The sequence below is a fragment of the Microcoleus sp. B3-D2 genome (genome assembly GCF_036705345.1).
GTDB lineage: Bacteria > Cyanobacteriota > Cyanobacteriia > Cyanobacteriales > Microcoleaceae > Microcoleus.
The window spans coordinates 1-19,645 of record NZ_JAUBUG010000017.1 but is presented as its reverse complement, the minus strand read 5'-3'; the positions used below and the strand labels follow the sequence as shown (position 1 = coordinate 19,645).

Below are 19,645 nucleotides of genomic sequence, written 5' to 3'. Positions count from 1 at the left end.
CAAGATGCCTGTTCCACAAACCATCAATTCTCTTGTGGAACAGGCATCCTGCCTGTTATTGAAAATTAGGAACCGGCAAGATGCCTGTTCCACAAACCATCAATTCTCTTGTGGAACAGGCATCCTGCCTGTTATTGAAAATTAGGAACCGGCCGGAAAGCCTGTTCCACAAACCATCAATTCTCTTGTGGAACAGGCATCCTGCCTGTTATTGAAAATTAGGAACCGGCCGGAAAGCCTGTTATTGAAAATGGTGAAACCTGTTACTTGATATCAAGAATTCGAGATGGTGCGGCTGCCGTAAGCATCCATGCTGTAGGCAGGAACGCGAACGCTGTAATCCATCTCTGTTGCTGTGATTGCTACAGCCAATTTTTCAAAAGATTCATCGTTCCAATTCCGCTCGTGGATAGGCTTTGACTGTTCGCCCAGGAAATATGCTTGAGTGCCAATTACTGAGGCTGCTACCCAACCGACGATTAAAAGAGCAATTACAATAGCCATATTTGCTTTTTCCTTAACTTTTGTTGCTTTATGTAAACTAATGTAACGAAAATTAGTAATCAACGTCAAGGTACTGTAATGTCGTGGCAACCGTCCGACAGGTAGTAAATACCGCACCTAATCCTGAGTCTGTAGGGTGTGCTTAGTGTCAACAAGGGCTCGATCCCCCCTAGCCCCCCTTAATAAGGGGGGGACAAGAGTGTGCTCAAAGTCCCCCTTATCAAGGGGGTGACAAGAGTTTGCTCAAAGTCCCCCTTATCAAGGGGGGGACAAGAGTTTGCTCAAAGTCCCCCTTATCAAGGGGGATTTAGGGGGATCTAGACTGGGCTACCAGCGAGAGATACAGAGGGGTTTCAGGCTTAAGTTGACACGCCTTGGTAGGGTGTGTACGGCGCACCGGTCTTTCGGGTGTGCACCGCGCATATGTATCGGAATTGTGAACTGTATCCGAAATAGCAAAACAGATTGTTGAGATTTTATAGTTAAGAAGTTATAAGTTTTGCGTTAATAAATTACGATTAAAAGTCTGCCGCTGGCAGGACGATCGCGGTCAAATTATAAGTTATGATTTATCAGTTTGGATTTGAACGAACAAATCCCAATTACCAAATTTTAAGTACAAATTCTCAATTACCAATCATCGCTAAAAATCATGCCAAACTCAATGTTAAATGACGACCCCTTGTGGTTCAAAGACGCGATTATTTACGAAGTACCAGTTCGGGCTTTTGCCGACAGCAATGCAGACGGGATAGGCGACTTTAGAGGACTGACAGAAAAACTGGATTACCTGCAAAACTTGGGAGTAACAGCAATTTGGGTACTGCCATTTTTTCCCTCGCCGCTCCGAGACGACGGCTACGATACATCTCACTATACTACCGTCAACCCGATTTACGGCACATTAGAGGACTTTAAAGACCTTTTAGAAGCAGCGCACAAGCGGGGAATTCGAGTCATTATTGAGTTAATTGTTAACCACACTTCCGACCAGCACGCTTGGTTTCAGCGAGCGCGCCGCGCCCCGAAAGGCAGTAACGAAAGAGATTTTTATGTGTGGAACGACACCCCGGAAAAATATCAAGAGGCTCGGATTATTTTCCAAGATTTTGAAACATCTAATTGGGCTTGGGATCCGGTAGCAAAAGCTTATTACTGGCACCGTTTTTATTCCCACCAACCCGATTTGAATTACGACAATCCGGCCGTCCGCCAAGCCATCTTAGATGTGGTAGATTTCTGGTTGGCATTGGGAGTAGACGGACTGCGAATGGATGCGGTGCCTTACCTGTACGAGCGCGAAGGTACTAACTGCGAAAACCTGCCCGAAACTCACGTATTCCTGAAGCAATTGCGGCAGCACGTAGATGAGAAATTCCCGAACCGGATGCTGCTGGCTGAGGCGAATCAGTGGCCGGAGGATGCGGTTGAATATTACGCTGCTGGCGATGAATGTCACATGAACTTTCATTTTCCGCTGATGCCGCGTTTATTTATGGCTTTGCACATGGAAGATAGCTTCCCAATTAGCGACATTCTCCAGCAAACTCCACATATTCCCAATAATTGTCAGTGGGCATTATTTTTGCGGAATCACGATGAATTGACGCTGGAAATGGTGAGCGATGAAGACCGAGATTATATGTATCGGGTTTACGCTCAAGACACTCAGGCGAGAATTAATTTGGGCATCCGCCGCCGCTTGGCTCCTTTGATGGGAAATAACCGCCGCCGCATCGAGTTGATGAATGCTTTGCTGCTGTCTCTTCCGGGTACGCCGGTGCTTTACTACGGCGATGAAATTGGCATGGGAGACAATATCTATTTGGGCGATCGCAACGGGGTGAGAACTCCGATGCAGTGGAGCGGCGATCGCAATGCCGGTTTCAGCCGTGCTAACCCGCAGCGGCTGTACGCACCGCCCATTGTTGACCCTGAATATCACTACGAATCTGTTAACGTGGACGCGCAGCGGGCGAATCCAAGTTCTCTGTGGTGGTGGATGAAACGCCTGATTGCAATTAGGCAGCGCTTCCAAGCATTCGGCCGTGGAACTTGCGAGTTTCTGTACCCGGAAAACCGCAAAGTTTTAGCTTTTGTACGCACTTATCAAGACGAACACATCCTCGTAGTGGCTAATTTGTCGCGCTTCGTCCAGACCGCAGAATTAGACCTTGCGGCCTTTAAAGGTGCTGTTCCGGTGGAGATTTTCGGCCGCACGGAGTTTCCTCCCGTTGGCGAGAATCCTTACTTTTTGTGCTTGAGTCCTCACACTTTTTACTGGTTTACTCTTACTGTTAAACACGAAGATTTTTCGCTGCACGGTGTTCCCACAGACTTGCCTACTTTGGCGGTGATAGGCAATTGGAAAACTGCTTTTGCTACAAGTCAGTTAAGCGATATGCTGCTTAATCTTTTGCCGGGATACCTGCGGCGCAATCGCTGGTTTAGCGGTACAGATCGGACAATTCAATCATTAGAAATAAGTGAGGTTGTACCGATTGAATGTAAAGATAATGCGGGGGAGCAATCTCAAGTTTACATTCTGTTTTTGCAGTTGAATTATACTGAAGGTATGCCGGAAACTTACGTTTTGCCTTTAGGGTGGGAAGAGATGAAAGGCGATGTGGACGATCGGGCGATCGCGCGCCTGCACTTCCCAGAAACCAACAAGGAAATCGGGGTCCTATTTGACGCTGCCGGGGACAAAGGTTTTCTGAGCGCGCTGCTGGGGGCGATCGGCAATTCTCGCAGTTACAGAGGTGTTGCAGGCCAACTACTAGGAATTGCCGACACTGCATTCAGCTCAGAAGAAGATTTATCCCACCTCGACCCCCACGTGTTCAAAAAAGAACAAAGCAATACATCCGCAGGTTACGGCGACCGCTTCGTCCTGAAAATATTGCGAAAAGTCGAGGAAGGAATCAACCCCGAATTAGAAATCGGACGCTTTTTAACAGAGCGCAACTCGATCCAACACTACGCTCCAATTGCCGGAGCATTGGAATATCACACACCAGCAAAACAAGTCCTTACCGTCGGAATCCTACAAAAATTAATCCCCGACAGCGTAGATGCTTGGTCTTATACATTAGACACACTGCGCGACTATTTCGAGCAAGTAATGACAGTAGAAGCAAAGCATTCGGGCGAGAATTTATCTACTGCCCCCGAAAATTATTTACCGAACGCTTTGACCGGACAAACGCAGCGGCAGCAAAACTCGCTAGTAGCCGATTTATCCCTAGAAATTCCGGCATTAGCTCGCGAACTCATCGGCTCTTACTTAGCATCAGCAGAACTTTTAGGCCAACGGACAGCCGAACTTCACCTCGCTTTAGCTGCTGACACAGAAAATCCCGCTTTTGCCCCAGAAAGCTTCACCTCCTTTTACCAGCGTTCCATCTATCAACACATGAGAAATCTGGCCGGAAGAACTTTGCTGGATCTGAAGAAACGGATGTCTAAACTGCCGCCAGAAATACAAAAATCGGCTCACAAGCTCCTCAACCGCGAAGAGTTGATCATGGAACGTTTCAAGTCTATTTTGAACTTGAGAATCACGGCCGATAGAATTCGGTGTCACGGGGACTTTCATTTCGGGCAAGTTCTTTATACAGGCAAAGACTTTGTAATTATTGATTTCGGAGGAGAACGGAATCGACCGTTAAGCGAGCGGCGGATGAAGAGGTCGCCCCTGCGAGATGTTGCAGGAATGCTGCAATCTATAAGTTACGCTGTTACTTTGGCACTCCGCAATGAAGTAGAAAGTGGCATGATTCGCCCTGAAAATCTCCCGGAGATGGAGCAGTGGGCGAACGTTTGGCACCGCTGGGTCAGCCTCACTTTTCTTAACAGCTATTTGGTAACAGCAGGCGATGCCAATTTCTTGCCCAAATCTATACCGGAACTACAAGTTTTGTTGGATGCTTACATTTTGGAAAAAGCGGTTGGCGAGCTAGCCTACGAACTTAATTACCGCTTGGATTGGGCGGAAATTCCGATGAAGCGGATTCTACAATTGCTGAATTTATAAGGGTGGGTTTATCTATACTCATTAGGGTGCGTGGCTTTTTAGTTACTCAATTAACAGCGAGATGCTGGAGAGTCACGCACCTTACATGACACCAAATCTGCTTTGATAACGATTAGCTCGGCGAATATAATTCGCTCTTTTATACCATTTGTCTAAAATCCTGCAACACTCTTCGACCCCCCCTAGCCCCCCCTTGCAAAGGGGGGGAACAAGAATACTGTTGCATTCTTTTTTAAAATTGGTATTACAAACAAATTCCGCGCCAAGCGAGGCTAGAAGAAAAAATGCTAAAAAACTGATTTCGTATTACTTAAAATAAAGAGCAGCTTGATATAAAACTTGTTCTTGATGAGTTAACAAAGTGCAGTCAGAAAGCGGGTAAGCCACACAAGTAACAGCGTAGCCAGCTTGCAATTCTGACGGCTTCAAAAACTTTTGTTCGCTTTGGTCGATTTCACCGCTCAGCAGTTTGACAACGCAAGCAGAACACTCTCCTTGCTTGCATCCATTCGGCAAGCGGATGCCGGCATCTTCTGCGATATCTAAGATATACTGGTCGTCTGGTACTGCGATCGTGCGATCGAGCGCGAGAGCCTCATTCACCAACCGAACTTGATAAACAGCCATTTCCACCTCTTATATTTGGATTGCTGGTATTCAACTAAAATAGATGATTACAACTTACAGAAAAAATCAAAATGTAGGGTGCGGACGAAGCACATTCCGCTATACATGATAGCTAAAAAACCCAGTATTTTCAAAACACCGGGTTTTTGAGAAACCACAACCTCGATCGCTATACTAGACAAGCGCTTCTTGATAATCGAGATTTTCATCTAGATAAATAGCCCGAATATCCTCCGGCAAGTTGGATTCTAAACTTTGATATCCTTTTTGCAGCAAAGCCTTTACCTGAGCGGGGGAAATAGCTTCGCCTTCTGCTTGCAAATAAGCTGCAATGCGAGTTTCGCTCCAGCGGAAAGTCTGAGCCATCAACACCACTAAACGCGGCAGCGGCGCTAACAATTCCAAGGCTTGTTTGACGTAACACCACAGAGGAGGCGGAGCCGATTGCAAAGAGTAGTGAATCGACTCAACAGGGGGCAATTCAGCTTGATTTATGCAGACGGCAGTGACATTAATCAGCCAGTTTTGGAGACTGAGATTTCCCCCCTCAGACTCTTGGATTTCGCGGCGCAAATCGAGGCCTCGCAGTTCGTGATAGATGTGCAGCCAAGTGTGAGCAAACAGGTAATCGCCTTGTACGGGCGATCGCACGGAATGGCGAATCAGGGAGTGTACAATTTGAGCATAGCGGCAAAAAATTGCCGTGAAGAAGCGACCCTGATCGGGATGGTTTTGAAACAGAGTCAATAATTCCTGGTCGCTGTGATGGAACAGGGATTTGACCACAGGATGGTTGAGTTCGGAAAAATTAGGGGTTTGCACAATAGTTATGGAATAGCTTTGAGAATAAATGCTGGTGCAGCCCGATTCTACAACACGATATACATTTGATGCAAGTGCTTAAAAAATATGTTGATAATAAAGTCAAACTAATTATATAATTAAGTTGTAGGTGACGGTGAATAAACCTCAATTAGTAGATTGAATCTTATTGGTTCAGTGTCACCTACAAATGTGCTTTAAAGGGTAAATTATTTGTATGTCTAGCATTAATACTGGTATCGAATGGACTGACAGAACGTGGAATCCAACGACGGGCTGCGATAAAGTCAGTCCGGGCTGCACGCATTGTTATGCCGAAGCATTAACAAAAAGGTTTCACACTAATTTTCCTAACGGTTTTGATTTAACACTGCATCGCGAGCGGCTGCAAGAACCCAAACGCTGGCGAAAACCGAGCCGCATTTTCGTGAATTCGATGAGCGATTTATTTCACGAAGAAGTTCCTTTTTCATTCCTTCAAGAAGTCTTTGAAGTAATTCGAGAAACTCCTTGGCACGTATATCAAATTCTGACCAAAAGACACGAACGCCTTCGCGAACTAGCAGATAAATTAGAGTGGCATGAAAACATTTGGATGGGAGTTTCTGTTGAAAATCAAAAGTACATTGACAGGATTGATTGTTTGCGAAAAGTACCTGCCAAGGTCAGATTTCTCTCGTGCGAACCGCTTTTAGGTGCTTTGGATATTGATTTAAAAGGCATTCATTGGGTAATAGTTGGGGGAGAATCTGGACAAAAACACCGTCCCATGCAAGCAGAATGGGTTGAGATTATTCAACAGCAGTGTGAGGAGGCTGAAGTAGCGTTTTTCTTCAAGCAATGGGGAGGTAGAACACCTAAAGCTGGTGGGAGAATGTTGGATGAGAAAATTTGGGATGAGATGCCCGAAGCATGGGAGAAACACCAAAGGCAATTCAATAACTACAGTTTAAAAATAAGTCGCACTTCAATGAAAAAAGCTACTACTACTTTGGTAAAAATGTGATTTCTACGCTGTCTCCGAATGTGTTTTCTGTTCGCTTAGATGGATTTGTTATGATTTTACCTTCAGCCTCTAGTTTCAAAAGAGCTTGTTTGTAATTTTTCTTAATGTAACGTTTGCCAACGTGGTGTTGGTTGTAAACTTCTAGCATCGTCAGAGTTTTTCCTGCAAATTCATCAAGTAGCATATTCTCAAGTTCGTCAGGCGGTTTAATATCAAATAGTGAAAGCTGTATTGCAGGCGCAGGATTGTATTCAAAAGACGGTACACCTTGGTCAAAAATAGAGCTCTTTCGACCCATAATATCTTTAATAATCGAATGACCGATCCGACTTTTAGATACAAATATCAGATAATGGCTAGTACGATTAGCTGTAGCATTTTTAAAGCAAAAATCTTGAACGTGGGAGCCTCCTACTTCTTCTAAAGCTTTACAAATAGCATTAACAATCGTTAACTCTCTTTGTTCAGGGGACATTAGTTTAAGTTCAGGCTGAAGGACATTTACTCGCTCTTGACCAAAGAGAGAGTTCATGTGTTCCTTTACCTTTGGGTTATTTAACCCCGGATTAATTTTATTATACTTAAAGAAAAATATACAATCACAACCCCAACCTTTAATGAGCGAGCGAATGAGTTTTAGCGACAAGCCTTTGTAACCCCAAGGGTCAACAAAAAAAAGTGTAGGAACATTATTATTAATTTGTTGAATAGCTTGGAAAATTTCTTCTCCAACCTCCTTATTTAAAACTATTGGTTCATGTCTTAATCTACCTATGTCGGGGATGGATGCTATAGCCTGTTTCAGAGACTGAGTATGATTTGAGTTTTTATCGTTAAACAGCGTTACTAGCATTTGTGACATATCGGGATCGGCAATAGCACGTTCCAAGATAAGTAGTGGAGTAGACTTAGAACCGTCTTGATAGCGACCAGGCCCAGAGAACAAATCAATATAGGCAATTTTATTACTCCCTTTCTTGGCTGTTTTTATAATTACCTTTGCCCAGGCCCAAAAGTATTGAGCAACTATTTCTGCTTTCACTAAAGAATTATCTCTCAACTCATCAAAGAAAGAACTGTCAGCCATGACTTTTACCTCTACACTCTAGTTCATTTTACTGATGCTACATAATACTACCATATCCTCCACCCCCAGGAGTCTCAATGACAAACACATCCCCCGGCTGCATTTCCACAGTCGCCGTACTCCCCAATTCCTCAACTTTACCATCAACGCGCTCTACATAATTCCGCCCAAGTTTCCCCGCTTCACCCCCATTCAAACCGCAAGGAGAAATCACCCGCCGCCCCGATAAAATTCCCGCCGTCATCGCCTCCCGAAACCGCACTCGTCGCACAACTCCATTTCCCCCGCGATGATATCCGTTCCCGCCACTATTAGCCCGAATTTCAAAACCTTCTAACAACACCGGGAAGCGCCATTCTAATACTTCTGGGTCAGTTAAACGCGAATTAGTCATGTGAGTTTGAACCGCATCCGTACCATCAAAACTTGCACCAGCGCCGGAACCGCCGCAAATTGTTTCATAATATTGATAGCGCTGATTTCCAAAGGTAAAATTATTCATAGTTCCTTGAGAAGCAGCCATCACTCCCAACGCACAATACAAAGCATCGGTAATATTTTGCGAAGTTTCCACATTACCTGCAACCACCGCCGCTGGATAGCGAGGATTCAGCATACAGCCTTCGGGATTGATGATTTCGAGAGGTTTCAAACAGCCCGCATTTAGAGGAATATCGTCATCTACCAAGGTGCGGAAAACATACAAAACAGCGGCTTTGCACACCGCAGCCGGAGCATTAAAATTGTTGGCTTGTTGACCTGAAGTGCCAGTAAAATCTACTTTTGCACTGCGCGCAGATTTGTCAATTGTAATCGCTACCTTAATTTGTCCGCCACTATCCATCGGATAAGTAAACTCGCCATTTTGCAAAACATCAATTACCCGCCGCACCGACTCTTCCGCATTGTCTTGTACGAAGCCCATATAAGCTTGCACAGTCTCTAATCCATAATGTTCTACCATCTTGAGCAGCTCTTCTGCGCCGCGCTTGTTAGCAGCAATTTGTGCTTGCAAATCGGCTATATTTTGAGCGGAATTGCGAACCGGAAAATTTCCACCTGTCAGAAGTTCTAGTAATTCTTTTTCTCGAAAATTCCCCTCGCTTACTAACAGGAAATTGTCAAGCAATACACCTTCTTCGGTTACTGTTGTACTGTTAGGAGGCATGGAACCGGGAGTGATGCCGCCGATGTCGGCGTGGTGTCCCCGCGAGGCAACATAAAACAAAGGAAGGGAGGAATCATAATTAAATACTGGAGTAATAACGGTGATATCTGGCAAGTGTGTGCCGCCGTTGTAGGGATTGTTAGAAACATAAACATCGCCCGGTTGAATCCCATTGCCTTGTGCTAAAATTAAAGCTTCAACGCTTTCGCTCATCGAACCCAGATGCACGGGAATGTGCGGCGCGTTGGCAACTAATTGCCCGTTTAGGTCGAAAATTGCACAGGAAAAGTCGAGGCGTTCTTTGATGTTAACTGAGGAACTGGTGTTTTGTAATGTGACGCCCATTTGTTCCGCGATCGCCCGAAACAAATTATTAAAAATTTCCAGCAAAACTGGATCAGATTTAGCCGCAGATAAACCCGAATGAACGCGGATATTATCTGTCTCCATCTGCGTGCATCGGCGGTTCAAAATTAGATCGTTTCTCTCGGTTAATTCCGCTTCCCAGCCCGGTTCAATAACATTAGTTCCCGTAGCTTCAACAATCATAGCAGGGCCTTCTATGCAGTCGCCCGATCGCAAATCGTCTCTCTGATAAACAGGCGTTTCCCGCCACCCGCCAGCCACATACATTTGCACGGTTGAAATTGGTTGCACAGGCAAGATGTCCGTCCCACAAGAGGGGGAAATCGTCGATGCTTCCGGCACATCCATTCTTTCTACAACTTCCACCGAAACCGCTTCCACAATCAGCGGTTTTTCTGGCATAATAAAACTGTAACGCTGTCGGTGGGCTGCTTCAAATTCAGCCTGCATGACCTCAATATTGTCAGCAAAATCTACCGCCAAAACCGAGTCACTTCCCTGATATTTTAAGCGCAGCTTCCTAATAACTAAAACCTCTGACTCTTTCTCTGTGTCCTCTGCGCCTCTGCGGTTCAATTCCCTCTTTCCCTCAGCCTCCAATTCGGCTAAAATATGATGCAAATCAGGTAATAATTCTGCATTTAATTGTTGCTCGATCGCCCTTTCGCGAATAGCCCGCACATCAGCCAAACCCATACCGTAAGCCGACAACACACCCGCATAAGGGTGAATAAATACCCGTTTCATCCCCAAAGCATCGGCGATCGCACAAGCGTGTTGGCCGCCCGCACCGCCGAAACAGCACAATGTATACTCCGAAACATCGTAACCGCGCTGAAGCGAGATTTTTTTGACAGCATTTGCCATCTTTTCCACCGCGATCGCCAAAAAACCCTCCGCCACCTCTTCGGCCGTCCTCTCGCCCCCAATTTCCCCCGCTAATTGCCCAAATTTTTGCTTTACTACGTCAGGGGCGATCGGCAAATCTCCATTCAATCCAAATACTTTCGGAAAAAAATCCGGTTGAATTTTCCCCAACATCACATTGCAATCAGTCACCGTCAAGGGGCCGCCTTTGCGATAGCAAGCGGGCCCAGGATTGGCTCCTGCAGACTCCGGCCCGACGCGGTAGCGAGCCCCGTCAAAAAAGACAATTGAACCGCCGCCGGCTGCTACAGTGTGAATTGCCATCACGGGCGATCGCAATCTCACCCCAGCAATTTCTGTCTCAAATTCGCGTTCGTATTCGCCGTTAAAATGGGCAACATCTGTCGAAGTTCCGCCCATATCAAAGGTAATAATTTTATCAAAACCTGCCTTTTTGCTCGTTTGAACAGCACCGACAATTCCCCCAGCAGGCCCGGATAAAATACTGTTTTTTCCTTGAAATTGTGCCGCGTCCACTAAGCCGCCATTCGATTGCATGAACATTAATTTGGGGAATTGGGCATTGGGAATTGGGCATTGGGCATTGGGCATTAATAATCCCTCGTTCCCGGAATCTGCCTTGATTAACTGACTGATTACTTGTTCGACATAACGCCGTAAAATCGGAGATAAATAAGCATCGACAACCGCAGTATCTCCCCGCGAAACCAGTTTCATCAGCGGGCTAACTTCGTGAGATACTGAAATTTGAGTAAAGCCAATTTCTTTCGCTATTTTAGCAACTTGTTTTTCGTGTTCCGAGTAGCGGTAGCCGTGCATGAATACGATCGCACAACTGCGAATTCCCTCATCGTATGCTTGCTGCAAACACGGGATAAACTCGGGGTTGACAGCAGATAACTCCTCACCTTGACCACTGTAACGTTCCGCAACTTCAATAACTCGATCGTACAGCATCTGGGGCAAAACAATGTGACGCGCGAAAATATTCGGGCGGTTTTGATAGCCAATTCTCAGCGCATCGCCGAAACCTTTAGTAATTAACAGAATTGTGCGATCGCCCTTTCGTTCCAGCAAAGCATTTGTCGCCACCGTCGTCCCCATTTTAATCGCTTCAATTTCGGCGGGTATGGGAACATCTGCAGCAATTCCCAAGATGTCGCGAATTCCTTGAACTGCGGCGTCGGTATAGCGTTCTGGGTTTTCCGACAGCAGCTTGTGAATGACTAATTTACCGTCGGGGCTGTTGGCGACAATATCGGTAAAAGTGCCACCGCGATCGATCCAGAATTGCCAGCGAGTGCGATCGGGAGAAGTAGGATTCATATCTCTTTTTTTTGAAATTTTTGCTTGATTAATTTACAATTATTCAACAAACTTCTGTGCGAGTCAATTCATAAAACTCATAACTTCTGGTCATAAAAGTCATAATTTATGGTCGCTCAAACTAACAGGCGCTCGATCGTGTTAATTATAGATGTCGAATGCCCTTGACTAACCCGTGACAAACACCAGCCAGAAAATCCAAATCCAAAGTCTCAATCCTATCGCTTTCTCGATGATAATGCGGATTTCGCATATTAGCAGTATCAGTCACCATAATAGCCGGATAACCATTATCCCAAAAAGGAACATGATCGCTGCGGCGAGTATCCGGCACAATTAAACCTCGATTCGGCACTGGTAGCCACTCGCAGGGCTGACCAGATTTGCGAATTTTGCCACTCAAATTAATCAAATCGGGAACCGTCCGCAAAGTGCCAATTAAAGCAATAAAATTGCCACTATTTCGATAAAAATATTTCAAGCCAGCGGGATAGCTTTGAGAATTAGGATTATGGTTGCAATAACCCAACATTTCCAAAGAAATCATTAACCGGATTGACTTTTGCTGTTGCTTGTATTTAGCTGCATGATGACTGCTTCCCAAATAACCGTATTCTTCCATATCGAAGGCGACTAATTGCACAGGATATTTGAGCGGCCCAGATGCGATATCCCTTGCGAGTTCCAGCAAAACAGCAACACCAGTAGCATTATCATCGGCCCCAGGTGATCCGGGTACAGTATCGTAATGAGCACCAATTACGATCGGCGGCAACCGCTTCTTAATCCGCTTTTCAAGACCCAGATTATCTTGCTTCCCCCCCTTAGCAAGGGGTGATTCTTCTTGCTTCCCCCCCTTAGCAAGGGGGGGACTGAGGGGGGGTAAATCCAAAATCAAATTGTGATGAATTCGCCCGCGCACCGCAAAATCGTCAATTTCTACAGTTCCCCACTGGGCCAACTGTTCGCGGATGTATTGCTGAGCATAAAAATGCCCTTCGGATGCGAGGTATGGGTTGCGATCTCGTACAATTTGAATCAGATGGCTGTGCAAGCGTTCTTTGAGATTCATGCAGTCTGCTACACAATGATTACAATCAAATTATATTCTGTTTAATCTTATGGCTTGGGACAATGCGTAGCGGAAATGTTAGCAGCAAGGATATTTAATGAACGTACAGGCAATGAAGTTTCAACAATTTACGGGGCGGTGACAACTGGGAGTATTTGGAAATTTATGAAATTAGAAGGAAGTGTAATTAGTATAGATATGACTGAATATTACCTCAAAGATGTGAATAAAATTTTGGGGATTTTAGCAATGGGGGGTGTCTCGCAACCCATTGACGTTTGAGTGCGATCGGGATACAGTTACAGAAGAGCCGGAATCAATAGCAACACCTTGGAAATATATACGATAGTTACGCATCAAAACCAAAGAAACCGGGTTTTTTGCCGTTTATGCAACTGTAACGAAGTATTCTATAAAAAACCCGGTTTCTGACGACCCCTGCGTAAGTCCTCATATAATTATAAGTTAATCAAGCCGCAAAAAAATGGCAGAAAACTCCCTACGCATTAATCATGTTGACGATTCAATCCAACTATCTTGGCAGCGGGGCAACTCAATGCCTCGCTCCGCCCCTCCCGTAACCTTTGAACATCCCTTTGACAGCAAAGTATTAGCCGATTTGCGCTGGTATATCGAAGAGTATCTGCGCTTTCCCTACGGACTAGAACCGGAAAATGCTAAAAAAATTGAACAGCAGTTGCAAGCTTGGGGACAGCAGCTATTTGACTTAGTATTTCGCAGCAGCGAGAAAGCGTGGGAGTTTTTTCAGGAAGCGACACGAGCCGGATTAGATAAATGCGAAATTAGTATTGTTTCCGACAATCCTGCCGTACTCAATTTGCCCTGGGAATTGCTGTTTACCCCAGATTATCAATTTCTTGCACCTTTGCTGGCGGGGATGTATCGCAGTCTTAGCGAGTATGCAGTTCGGGCAGAACTGGGAACAATGTCTGACGAACACTTAAATATTTTACTGGTGATTGCTCGACCCTATGGAGCGAAGGATATTAATTTTCAAACTATCGCCCGCCCCATGCTAGAGGCACTCAAACCTATTCAAAAACAGGTGAATCTCACCGTATTGCGTCCCCCTAGTTTAAAGCAGTTTGAAGCCGAACTTAACGCCCGCAAAGGCTTTTATCATATCGTTCATTTTGACGGACATGGAGAATTTGAAGCTGATAGCAAAACTGTTCAAACTCAATATGGAAAATCGGGAGAAGGCGTTTTAGTCTTTGAAGATGCCGACGGCAACCCGGAAATAGTTACTGCTAGGGAAATTGCCCAATATTTGACAGATTGCCGCGTGCCGATTTTTATTCTCAATGCTTGCAAGTCGGGACAAGCTGGGGAAGAAGCATTTTCTTCGGTGGCGGGACAGTTGGTGAAGTTGGGCGCGAAAGGCGTTGTCGCAATGGCTTATTCCGTTTATGCGGCAGGCGCAAAACACTTCATGGGACGCCTGTACGGGGAATTGGTGCGGGGACAAGACATCGCCTCTGCGGTGGCTGCGGGGCGCAAATCTATGTCCATAGACAAACAGCGCCCCAGTCCCAAAGGGCTTTTACCGCTGCAAGATTGGCTGGTGCCGGTGCTGTATCAGCAGGAACCTTGCAGGCCTTTTCGGCCGAAAGCTGCGACTCCCAGTTTTGCAGATTTGATGGGGGAATCTGACACAGAGGCTACGCTGGCAGTAGATTTGCCAGATGTTAGCGCCTATGGGTTTATTGGGCGAGATTACGATATTTTGTGTCTAGAAAGAGCTTTTCGCCAAAATCATGTCGTGCTGTTGCAGGGGATGGGCGGCGTTGGGAAAACTGAGTTGGCAGGAGGGTTTGCGCGGTGGTTGGGTGATACTCAGGGGCGCACGGGTGGCGTTTTCTTCACTTCTTTTGAACGCGGTGCGGGGTTGAGTCAGGTGGTGAATCAAATTGGCCGGGCGCTGGGCGGGGAAAAATTCTCGTCATTGTCGCCGGAAAAACAGCAGGAGGTGGTGCGAAAATATTTGCAAACTAATCCTTGTTTGCTGATTTGGGATAATTTTGAACCGTTGAATGGGTTTCCGCAGGGGAATCAGCCGCTTGTACCGGCTGCGGAAAGAGAAAGCTTGAAGCAGTTTCTCAAACAGTTGCGCGGGGGACAATCTTGGGTGCTGATTACCAGTCGGCGCGAGGAAAATTGGTTGGATTGCGGTTACGCGCTGCGGGGGTTAAAGGGATTGGTGCAGCCGGATGCGGAAGAGTTGGCGGCGCGGATTCTGCTGGAAGCGGGGGTTGACAGGGCGAAATTGCCTGGAGAATATCTGGAGTTGCTGAAACTGTTGGGCGGACATCCGCTGTCGCTGAGGGTGGTGTTGCGGCATTTGAAGACGCAGACTCCGGTGCAGTTGATTGAGGCGCTGCGGCAGGGATTGGATACTTTTCAGAGTGCAGAGGAGGAAGGGAGAGAGAAATCTCTGGTGGTGTCGCTGGATTATTCCTTTGCTAATTTGTCGGCACGGGCACGGCAGCATTTGCCCTTTTTAGGGCTATTTTCTGAGCGAGTGTTTGTAAATTGCCTTCATGCTTTTTCGGCAAGTCCTGATAATGAGTTGGGACAAGCATATCGGGCGGTGTTTGGGGAAAATTTGCAAAAATCAGATTGGATTGGACTTTTGAATGAAGCGACTGCGGCAGGAATTCTGGAAGATTTGGGGTCAAGTATTTACAAAATTCACCCGGCATTGCCTTGGTATCTGCGACAACAGTTAGACAAAATGGGTTCCCAGGAGGTAATCAGTAACCTGGAAAAAAAGTTGCTGGATTTCTACGGAACGTTGGCAGATAATTACCGTGAGAAACTTATTGACAATGCGGAACTGGCAAGCTTTGTGCTGCGAGTGGAAGAACCGAATTTATTGCAACAGTTACGACTCGCAGAACAGCAGCAGGAATGGACTTATGCTCAAGTAATTCTGCAAGCTTTGGGAGAGGTGTATCAGCGGTGGGGACGCAAACCGGAATTTAAGTCGCTGCGAGAACGGGCGATTAAGCAAATCGGGTTCCATTTAGCAGAGGCAAAAGCAAAGGGTAAAGCTGCTTTTAATTTCTGGAGCTATCTGCGGGGATCGGATGCGAATGAAGCTCTTAATAGTGGTGATGTGGAAACAGCAAGAGCAGTTTATCAAGAAATTCTGGATGAACTGACAGCCTTAAATGACCCCTCCGTTAATCACAGCATTGCCAATTTTAATCACAATCTAGGAATCGTAGCTTATGAGCAACGGCGGTTTGACGATGCGATCGCTTTTTACCACAAGGCTCTCCAAATTTTTGAAGATGCAAAGGATTTCTACAGTGCTGCTAGGGATTATCACGAAATAGGAGTCGTAGCCGAAGCACAACGGCGGTTTGACGATGCCATCGCTTTTTACCACAAGGCTCTCCAAATTTTTGAAGATGCGGGGGATTTCTACAGTGCTGCTATGGACTATCACCATCTAGGAATCGTAGCTTATGAGCAACGGCGGTTGGACGATGCGATCGCTTTTTACCAAAAGGCTCGCCAAATTTTTGAAGATGTGGGGGATTTCTACAGTGCTGCTAGGGAGTATCATGAACTAGGAATGGTAGCCGAAGAGCAACGGCGATTTGACGATGCGATCGCTTTTTACCACAAAGCTCTCCAAATTAAAGAAGATGCGGGGAATTTCTACAGTGCTGCTACGGACTATCACCAACTGGGAATCGTAGCCCAAGTGCAACGGCGGTTTGATGAGGCGATCGCTTTTTACCACAAAGCTCTCCAAATTAGAGAAGATGCGGGGGATTTCTACAGTGCTGCTAGGGACTATCACCATCTAGGAATCGTAGCCCAAGTGCAACGGCGGCTTGATGATGCGATCGCTTTTTACAACAAAGCTCTCCAAATTTATGAAGACGCAGGGGATTTTTACCATGCTGCTGACGAGTATCAAGGACTAGGAGAAATTGCCAAAGAGCAAGGAGATTTTAACACTGCTGTTGCCTATTTCCAAAAAGCATTTGCAGCTAGAAGTGCAGCGCAGCATTGGCGCAAAGCTTCCTTAACTCTAACTGCATGGGGCCAAACCTTAGAAACCCCATCGAATTGGACGGAGGCGGTTAAAATTTACATTCACGCGTTAGAAATTGACATCGAGCATAATTCAGAATGGGTTGACTCGGATCTCGCAGATTTAGGGCGGATGCTCAAGCAGTTGGGAGACAGTCAGTTTCAGGTAATTTGGCGAGAGTTTACGGGTGATGAGTGTCCGGGAGAGTGGTTTTCAGCTATTCAGAAAGCCAGTTCGATCGACCCTAATTAAATACACATAATTCCTGTAGGGGCGGGTTCACCAACAATATTAGCCTAAGATCGATCGTCTCATAAACCCGCCCCACCCAACGGTAAACCGCCATCTACCTCTTTCAAAATACAAGAGGCGAGGATAGCCAAGATCGATAACACAAATCCGAGATTCATTAAATCACTAACCGACCGAGATATCAGGTACATTGAAATTGAAGGTTGGGCGGGGGGCGGGTTTTTGAGATTGTCAATTATTGCCGGATATTGTTGGTGAACCCGCCCCTACAGAAATTGCGTTCGATCGGACACGATCTAAGATCGGGTTCGATCGGGTATTACTGCTATAATCATTACACTCAAAATTGTTTAACTAACTTACCCGCCATTAACAATATGGAACCGATACTAACTGCCGCCGAAATGAATGAAAAGCGGCTGATGTTGCAAGATTACGCTCCCGCCCAAGAAGCCTTTGCCATGCTGGAAAAACACAACGGCAGACTTGACACCAGTTTTGATGAATTGTGGGTTGAAAACCACAATCTTGAATCCTTTGCACAACCAAAAAACGGCAAATCCCTATGGCAAGTCACGCTGAAAACTCTCCGCGCCGAACTCTGCGGCAATGATGGCTTGCGGACCCAATTCAAAGAGTATACCAAAAATCCTGGGAGTACACCTTTGCTTACGGGATTAATTGTTGCTGTTGTCGGTTTGGGTGCTTCGTCTGGAATACCGATCGATCCTAGTATAGCTACTATTATTGTTCTCTATTTGCTCAAAATTAGTCTGAATATTTTTTGTGAATATACCGATCCAGTAAGTTAGAATTTAGGTTAAATTACTATTGGCCTACCAAACGGCAAATCGGCATCTCCCTCTTTCAAAAGACAAGAAAAAGAGGTCAATTTGAATTGACCGTGCGGCCGGGGCGGGTTTATTTATCCTTTTAATTGTTGTCAAGATTGTTTGTAAAACCCGCCCCTCCGAGAATAATATCCGCAAAAAATCTAAACTTCGGATTCCAATTCGCCTACCCGCACCTGCACCGGCAACTCTACAGTATCCAACTCTGACGGCTCTAATAAAGCCGCCGCTTCACCTTGAGAATTCACCTTGTCGCCCGATCGCACTTTTCGCAATTTCTCACCCAAAGTATCCCGCTGATTAATCAAATAAATACTCACCAAAGTCAGCCCAACTCCCATCGATTGTAGCGGATTGAGCACTTCGCCCAAGAACAAATTGCCGAACAGCAAAGCAAAAACAGGCGTAAGAAAGGTAAGAGAACTTAAACTTGTTAGACTGCCACTCGAAGCAAAATAAAAGAATAAACCGTAGGCGATCGCACTTCCGAACACAGTAGAATAAGCTAACGCCATCCAGCCGGAAAAATCGATATTCACAAACTGATCAGACTCAGTGGCCGCCGAAATTGCCAACAGCGGCAAACCGCCCAAAATCATGTGCCAACCAGTCGCCACCACCGGGTCAACATAACGGCAAACCCAGCGCACCAAAACCGTACCCACAGCCATCGACAAAGCAGCCAACAGCATCAACCATTCTCCACCCTGAAACAACTGTTCGATCCCCGCAGAAACCTGCCTGTTTTCAGGATGAAAAAGCCCCAAAATCCAGCCATCCGGCAACCCGATCAAACTGATGCCCGCAACGCCAATAACTAATCCCAACCAGCCCCAAAAACCAATTTTTTCTTGAAACAGCCACAAACATAAAATCGCCACAGCTAGCGGTTGAGAATCAATCATCACCGAACCCAAACCCGCACCGGTTCTCGCCAAACCTTCGGCTAAAAAGCCTTGAAACAAAGTAGCGTCAACCAAAGCAAACAGCGAAATCCACAGCCAAGCTTTCCAACCCTGCGGCTGTGGCTTTCCCATGAATGCCGCCGCCAGCAGTACCAACACACCCGCAGGTATCAAACGCACGAATGCCACAAACAGCGGCGTTGTGTGCGGCATCACCCCCTTCATCGCTACCATCGCGGTTCCCCACAGGAAAAACGGCGCAATGAGCAACAGCGGGGCAAAAGGCAGTTTTGAATCGGTAAGCTTTAGCTGCATGGCGGAGACTCCAAATAATTGATGAGATTGATTCTCGTGGGGATGATGTAGTTTTGTTAAGCAATTTTTACAATTATATATTGGTGTTGAGTTAAATGCGATCGCACAAATCTTGATCGGCCATTATGAACAGGCAAGATGCCTGTTCCACAAAATCTAGGTGGAACAGGCATCTTGCCTGTTGCGAACACAGGCACAACATCTACCCCGATGAATAAGGCACACTATAAGAAGTTGTGCGATTCGTTGAAACGTGAATCACGGTGAAAGCCCGTACATAGCGTTTCCAGCCACAAGGCTGAACTCTCGGACTGATAAGGGTGCAAGTCCCTTCTGCCAGACTCAGGT

12 protein-coding genes are annotated in these 19,645 nt (G+C 46.0%); 5 read left to right on the top strand and 7 right to left on the bottom strand.

The features are described from left to right. Positions 1–273: 273 nt before the first annotated feature. A complete protein-coding gene (locus QUB14_RS09100) occupies positions 274–504 on the bottom strand; it encodes a photosystem II protein, Psb35-related (RefSeq protein ID WP_333046753.1) in 231 nt (76 codons plus the stop codon). A gap of 664 nt (positions 505–1,168) precedes the next feature. On the opposite strand from QUB14_RS09100, the gene treS reads away from it, so the two are divergent. Continuing rightward, the gene (treS, locus tag QUB14_RS09095; RefSeq protein ID WP_333216250.1) at positions 1,169–4,540 is read left to right on the top strand and encodes a maltose alpha-D-glucosyltransferase; all 3,372 of its coding nucleotides are present in this window, start codon (positions 1,169–1,171) and stop codon (positions 4,538–4,540) included. A gap of 306 nt (positions 4,541–4,846) precedes the next feature. Here the strand turns inward: treS and QUB14_RS09090 are convergent, their stop codons facing one another. Continuing rightward, positions 4,847–5,167 carry a 2Fe-2S iron-sulfur cluster-binding protein gene (locus tag QUB14_RS09090; protein ID WP_190663324.1) on the bottom strand — a complete coding sequence of 107 codons (321 nt, stop codon included), beginning with the start codon at positions 5,165–5,167 and terminating at the stop codon, positions 4,847–4,849. A gap of 174 nt (positions 5,168–5,341) precedes the next feature. Continuing rightward, positions 5,342–5,989, bottom strand: a complete 648-nt coding sequence (locus QUB14_RS09085) for a sigma-70 family RNA polymerase sigma factor (RefSeq protein WP_333216248.1) — start codon at positions 5,987–5,989, stop codon at positions 5,342–5,344. A gap of 217 nt (positions 5,990–6,206) precedes the next feature. Here QUB14_RS09085 and QUB14_RS09080 point away from each other — a divergent pair, with 217 nt between their 5' ends. After that, positions 6,207–6,995, top strand: a complete 789-nt coding sequence (locus QUB14_RS09080; RefSeq protein WP_333216246.1) for a phage Gp37/Gp68 family protein — start codon at positions 6,207–6,209, stop codon at positions 6,993–6,995. Here QUB14_RS09080 and QUB14_RS09075 read toward each other — a convergent pair. From QUB14_RS09075 to QUB14_RS09065, 3 genes are all read right to left on the bottom strand, one after another. Then, entirely contained in the window at positions 6,976–8,082 is a 1,107-nt protein-coding gene (locus QUB14_RS09075; protein WP_333216244.1) for a three-Cys-motif partner protein TcmP, read from the bottom strand. The two genes, QUB14_RS09080 and QUB14_RS09075, sit on opposite strands and share 20 nt — an antisense overlap. 37 nt (positions 8,083–8,119) lie before the next feature. After that, on the bottom strand, positions 8,120–11,830 hold the full coding sequence (locus tag QUB14_RS09070; protein WP_333216242.1) for a hydantoinase B/oxoprolinase family protein: 3,711 nt from the start codon (positions 11,828–11,830) through the stop codon (positions 8,120–8,122). A gap of 145 nt (positions 11,831–11,975) precedes the next feature. Beyond that, the gene (locus QUB14_RS09065; protein ID WP_333216240.1) at positions 11,976–12,902 is read right to left on the bottom strand and encodes a M28 family peptidase; all 927 of its coding nucleotides are present in this window, start codon (positions 12,900–12,902) and stop codon (positions 11,976–11,978) included. 75 nt (positions 12,903–12,977) lie between these two features. Between QUB14_RS09065 and QUB14_RS09060 the strand changes: the two genes are divergently transcribed. From QUB14_RS09060 to QUB14_RS09050, 3 genes are all read left to right on the top strand, one after another. Beyond that, entirely contained in the window at positions 12,978–13,184 is a 207-nt protein-coding gene (locus QUB14_RS09060) for a hypothetical protein (RefSeq protein ID WP_333216238.1), read from the top strand. Between the two features lie 202 nt (positions 13,185–13,386). Continuing rightward, positions 13,387–17,226 carry a tetratricopeptide repeat protein gene (locus QUB14_RS09055; RefSeq protein WP_333216236.1) on the top strand — a complete coding sequence of 1,280 codons (3,840 nt, stop codon included), beginning with the start codon at positions 13,387–13,389 and terminating at the stop codon, positions 17,224–17,226. A 377-nt stretch (positions 17,227–17,603) separates the two neighbouring features. Beyond that, positions 17,604–18,038 carry a hypothetical protein gene (locus QUB14_RS09050; RefSeq protein WP_333216234.1) on the top strand — a complete coding sequence of 145 codons (435 nt, stop codon included), beginning with the start codon at positions 17,604–17,606 and terminating at the stop codon, positions 18,036–18,038. Between the two features lie 182 nt (positions 18,039–18,220). On the opposite strand, the gene QUB14_RS09045 is transcribed toward QUB14_RS09050, so the two are convergent. Further along, entirely contained in the window at positions 18,221–19,297 is a 1,077-nt protein-coding gene (locus QUB14_RS09045; protein WP_333216232.1) for a DMT family transporter, read from the bottom strand. Between the last annotated feature and the right edge of the window lie 348 nt (positions 19,298–19,645).

Bases quoted from the DNA above. Each gene is read 5' to 3' on its own strand.
- QUB14_RS09100 (WP_333046753.1), bottom strand. From the start codon at position 504: ATGGCTATTGTAATTGCTCTTTTAATCGTCGGTTGGGTAGCAGCCTCA.
- treS (WP_333216250.1), top strand. From the start codon at position 1,169: ATGTTAAATGACGACCCCTTGTGGTTCAAAGACGCGATTATTTACGAA.
- QUB14_RS09090 (WP_190663324.1), bottom strand. From the start codon at position 5,167: ATGGCTGTTTATCAAGTTCGGTTGGTGAATGAGGCTCTCGCGCTCGAT.
- QUB14_RS09080 (WP_333216246.1), top strand. From the start codon at position 6,207: ATGTCTAGCATTAATACTGGTATCGAATGGACTGACAGAACGTGGAAT.
- QUB14_RS09075 (WP_333216244.1), bottom strand. From the start codon at position 8,082: ATGGCTGACAGTTCTTTCTTTGATGAGTTGAGAGATAATTCTTTAGTG.
- QUB14_RS09070 (WP_333216242.1), bottom strand. From the start codon at position 11,830: ATGAATCCTACTTCTCCCGATCGCACTCGCTGGCAATTCTGGATCGAT.
- QUB14_RS09065 (WP_333216240.1), bottom strand. From the start codon at position 12,902: ATGAATCTCAAAGAACGCTTGCACAGCCATCTGATTCAAATTGTACGA.
- QUB14_RS09060 (WP_333216238.1), top strand. From the start codon at position 12,978: ATGTTAGCAGCAAGGATATTTAATGAACGTACAGGCAATGAAGTTTCA.
- QUB14_RS09055 (WP_333216236.1), top strand. From the start codon at position 13,387: ATGGCAGAAAACTCCCTACGCATTAATCATGTTGACGATTCAATCCAA.
- QUB14_RS09050 (WP_333216234.1), top strand. From the start codon at position 17,604: ATGGAACCGATACTAACTGCCGCCGAAATGAATGAAAAGCGGCTGATG.
- QUB14_RS09045 (WP_333216232.1), bottom strand. From the start codon at position 19,297: ATGCAGCTAAAGCTTACCGATTCAAAACTGCCTTTTGCCCCGCTGTTG.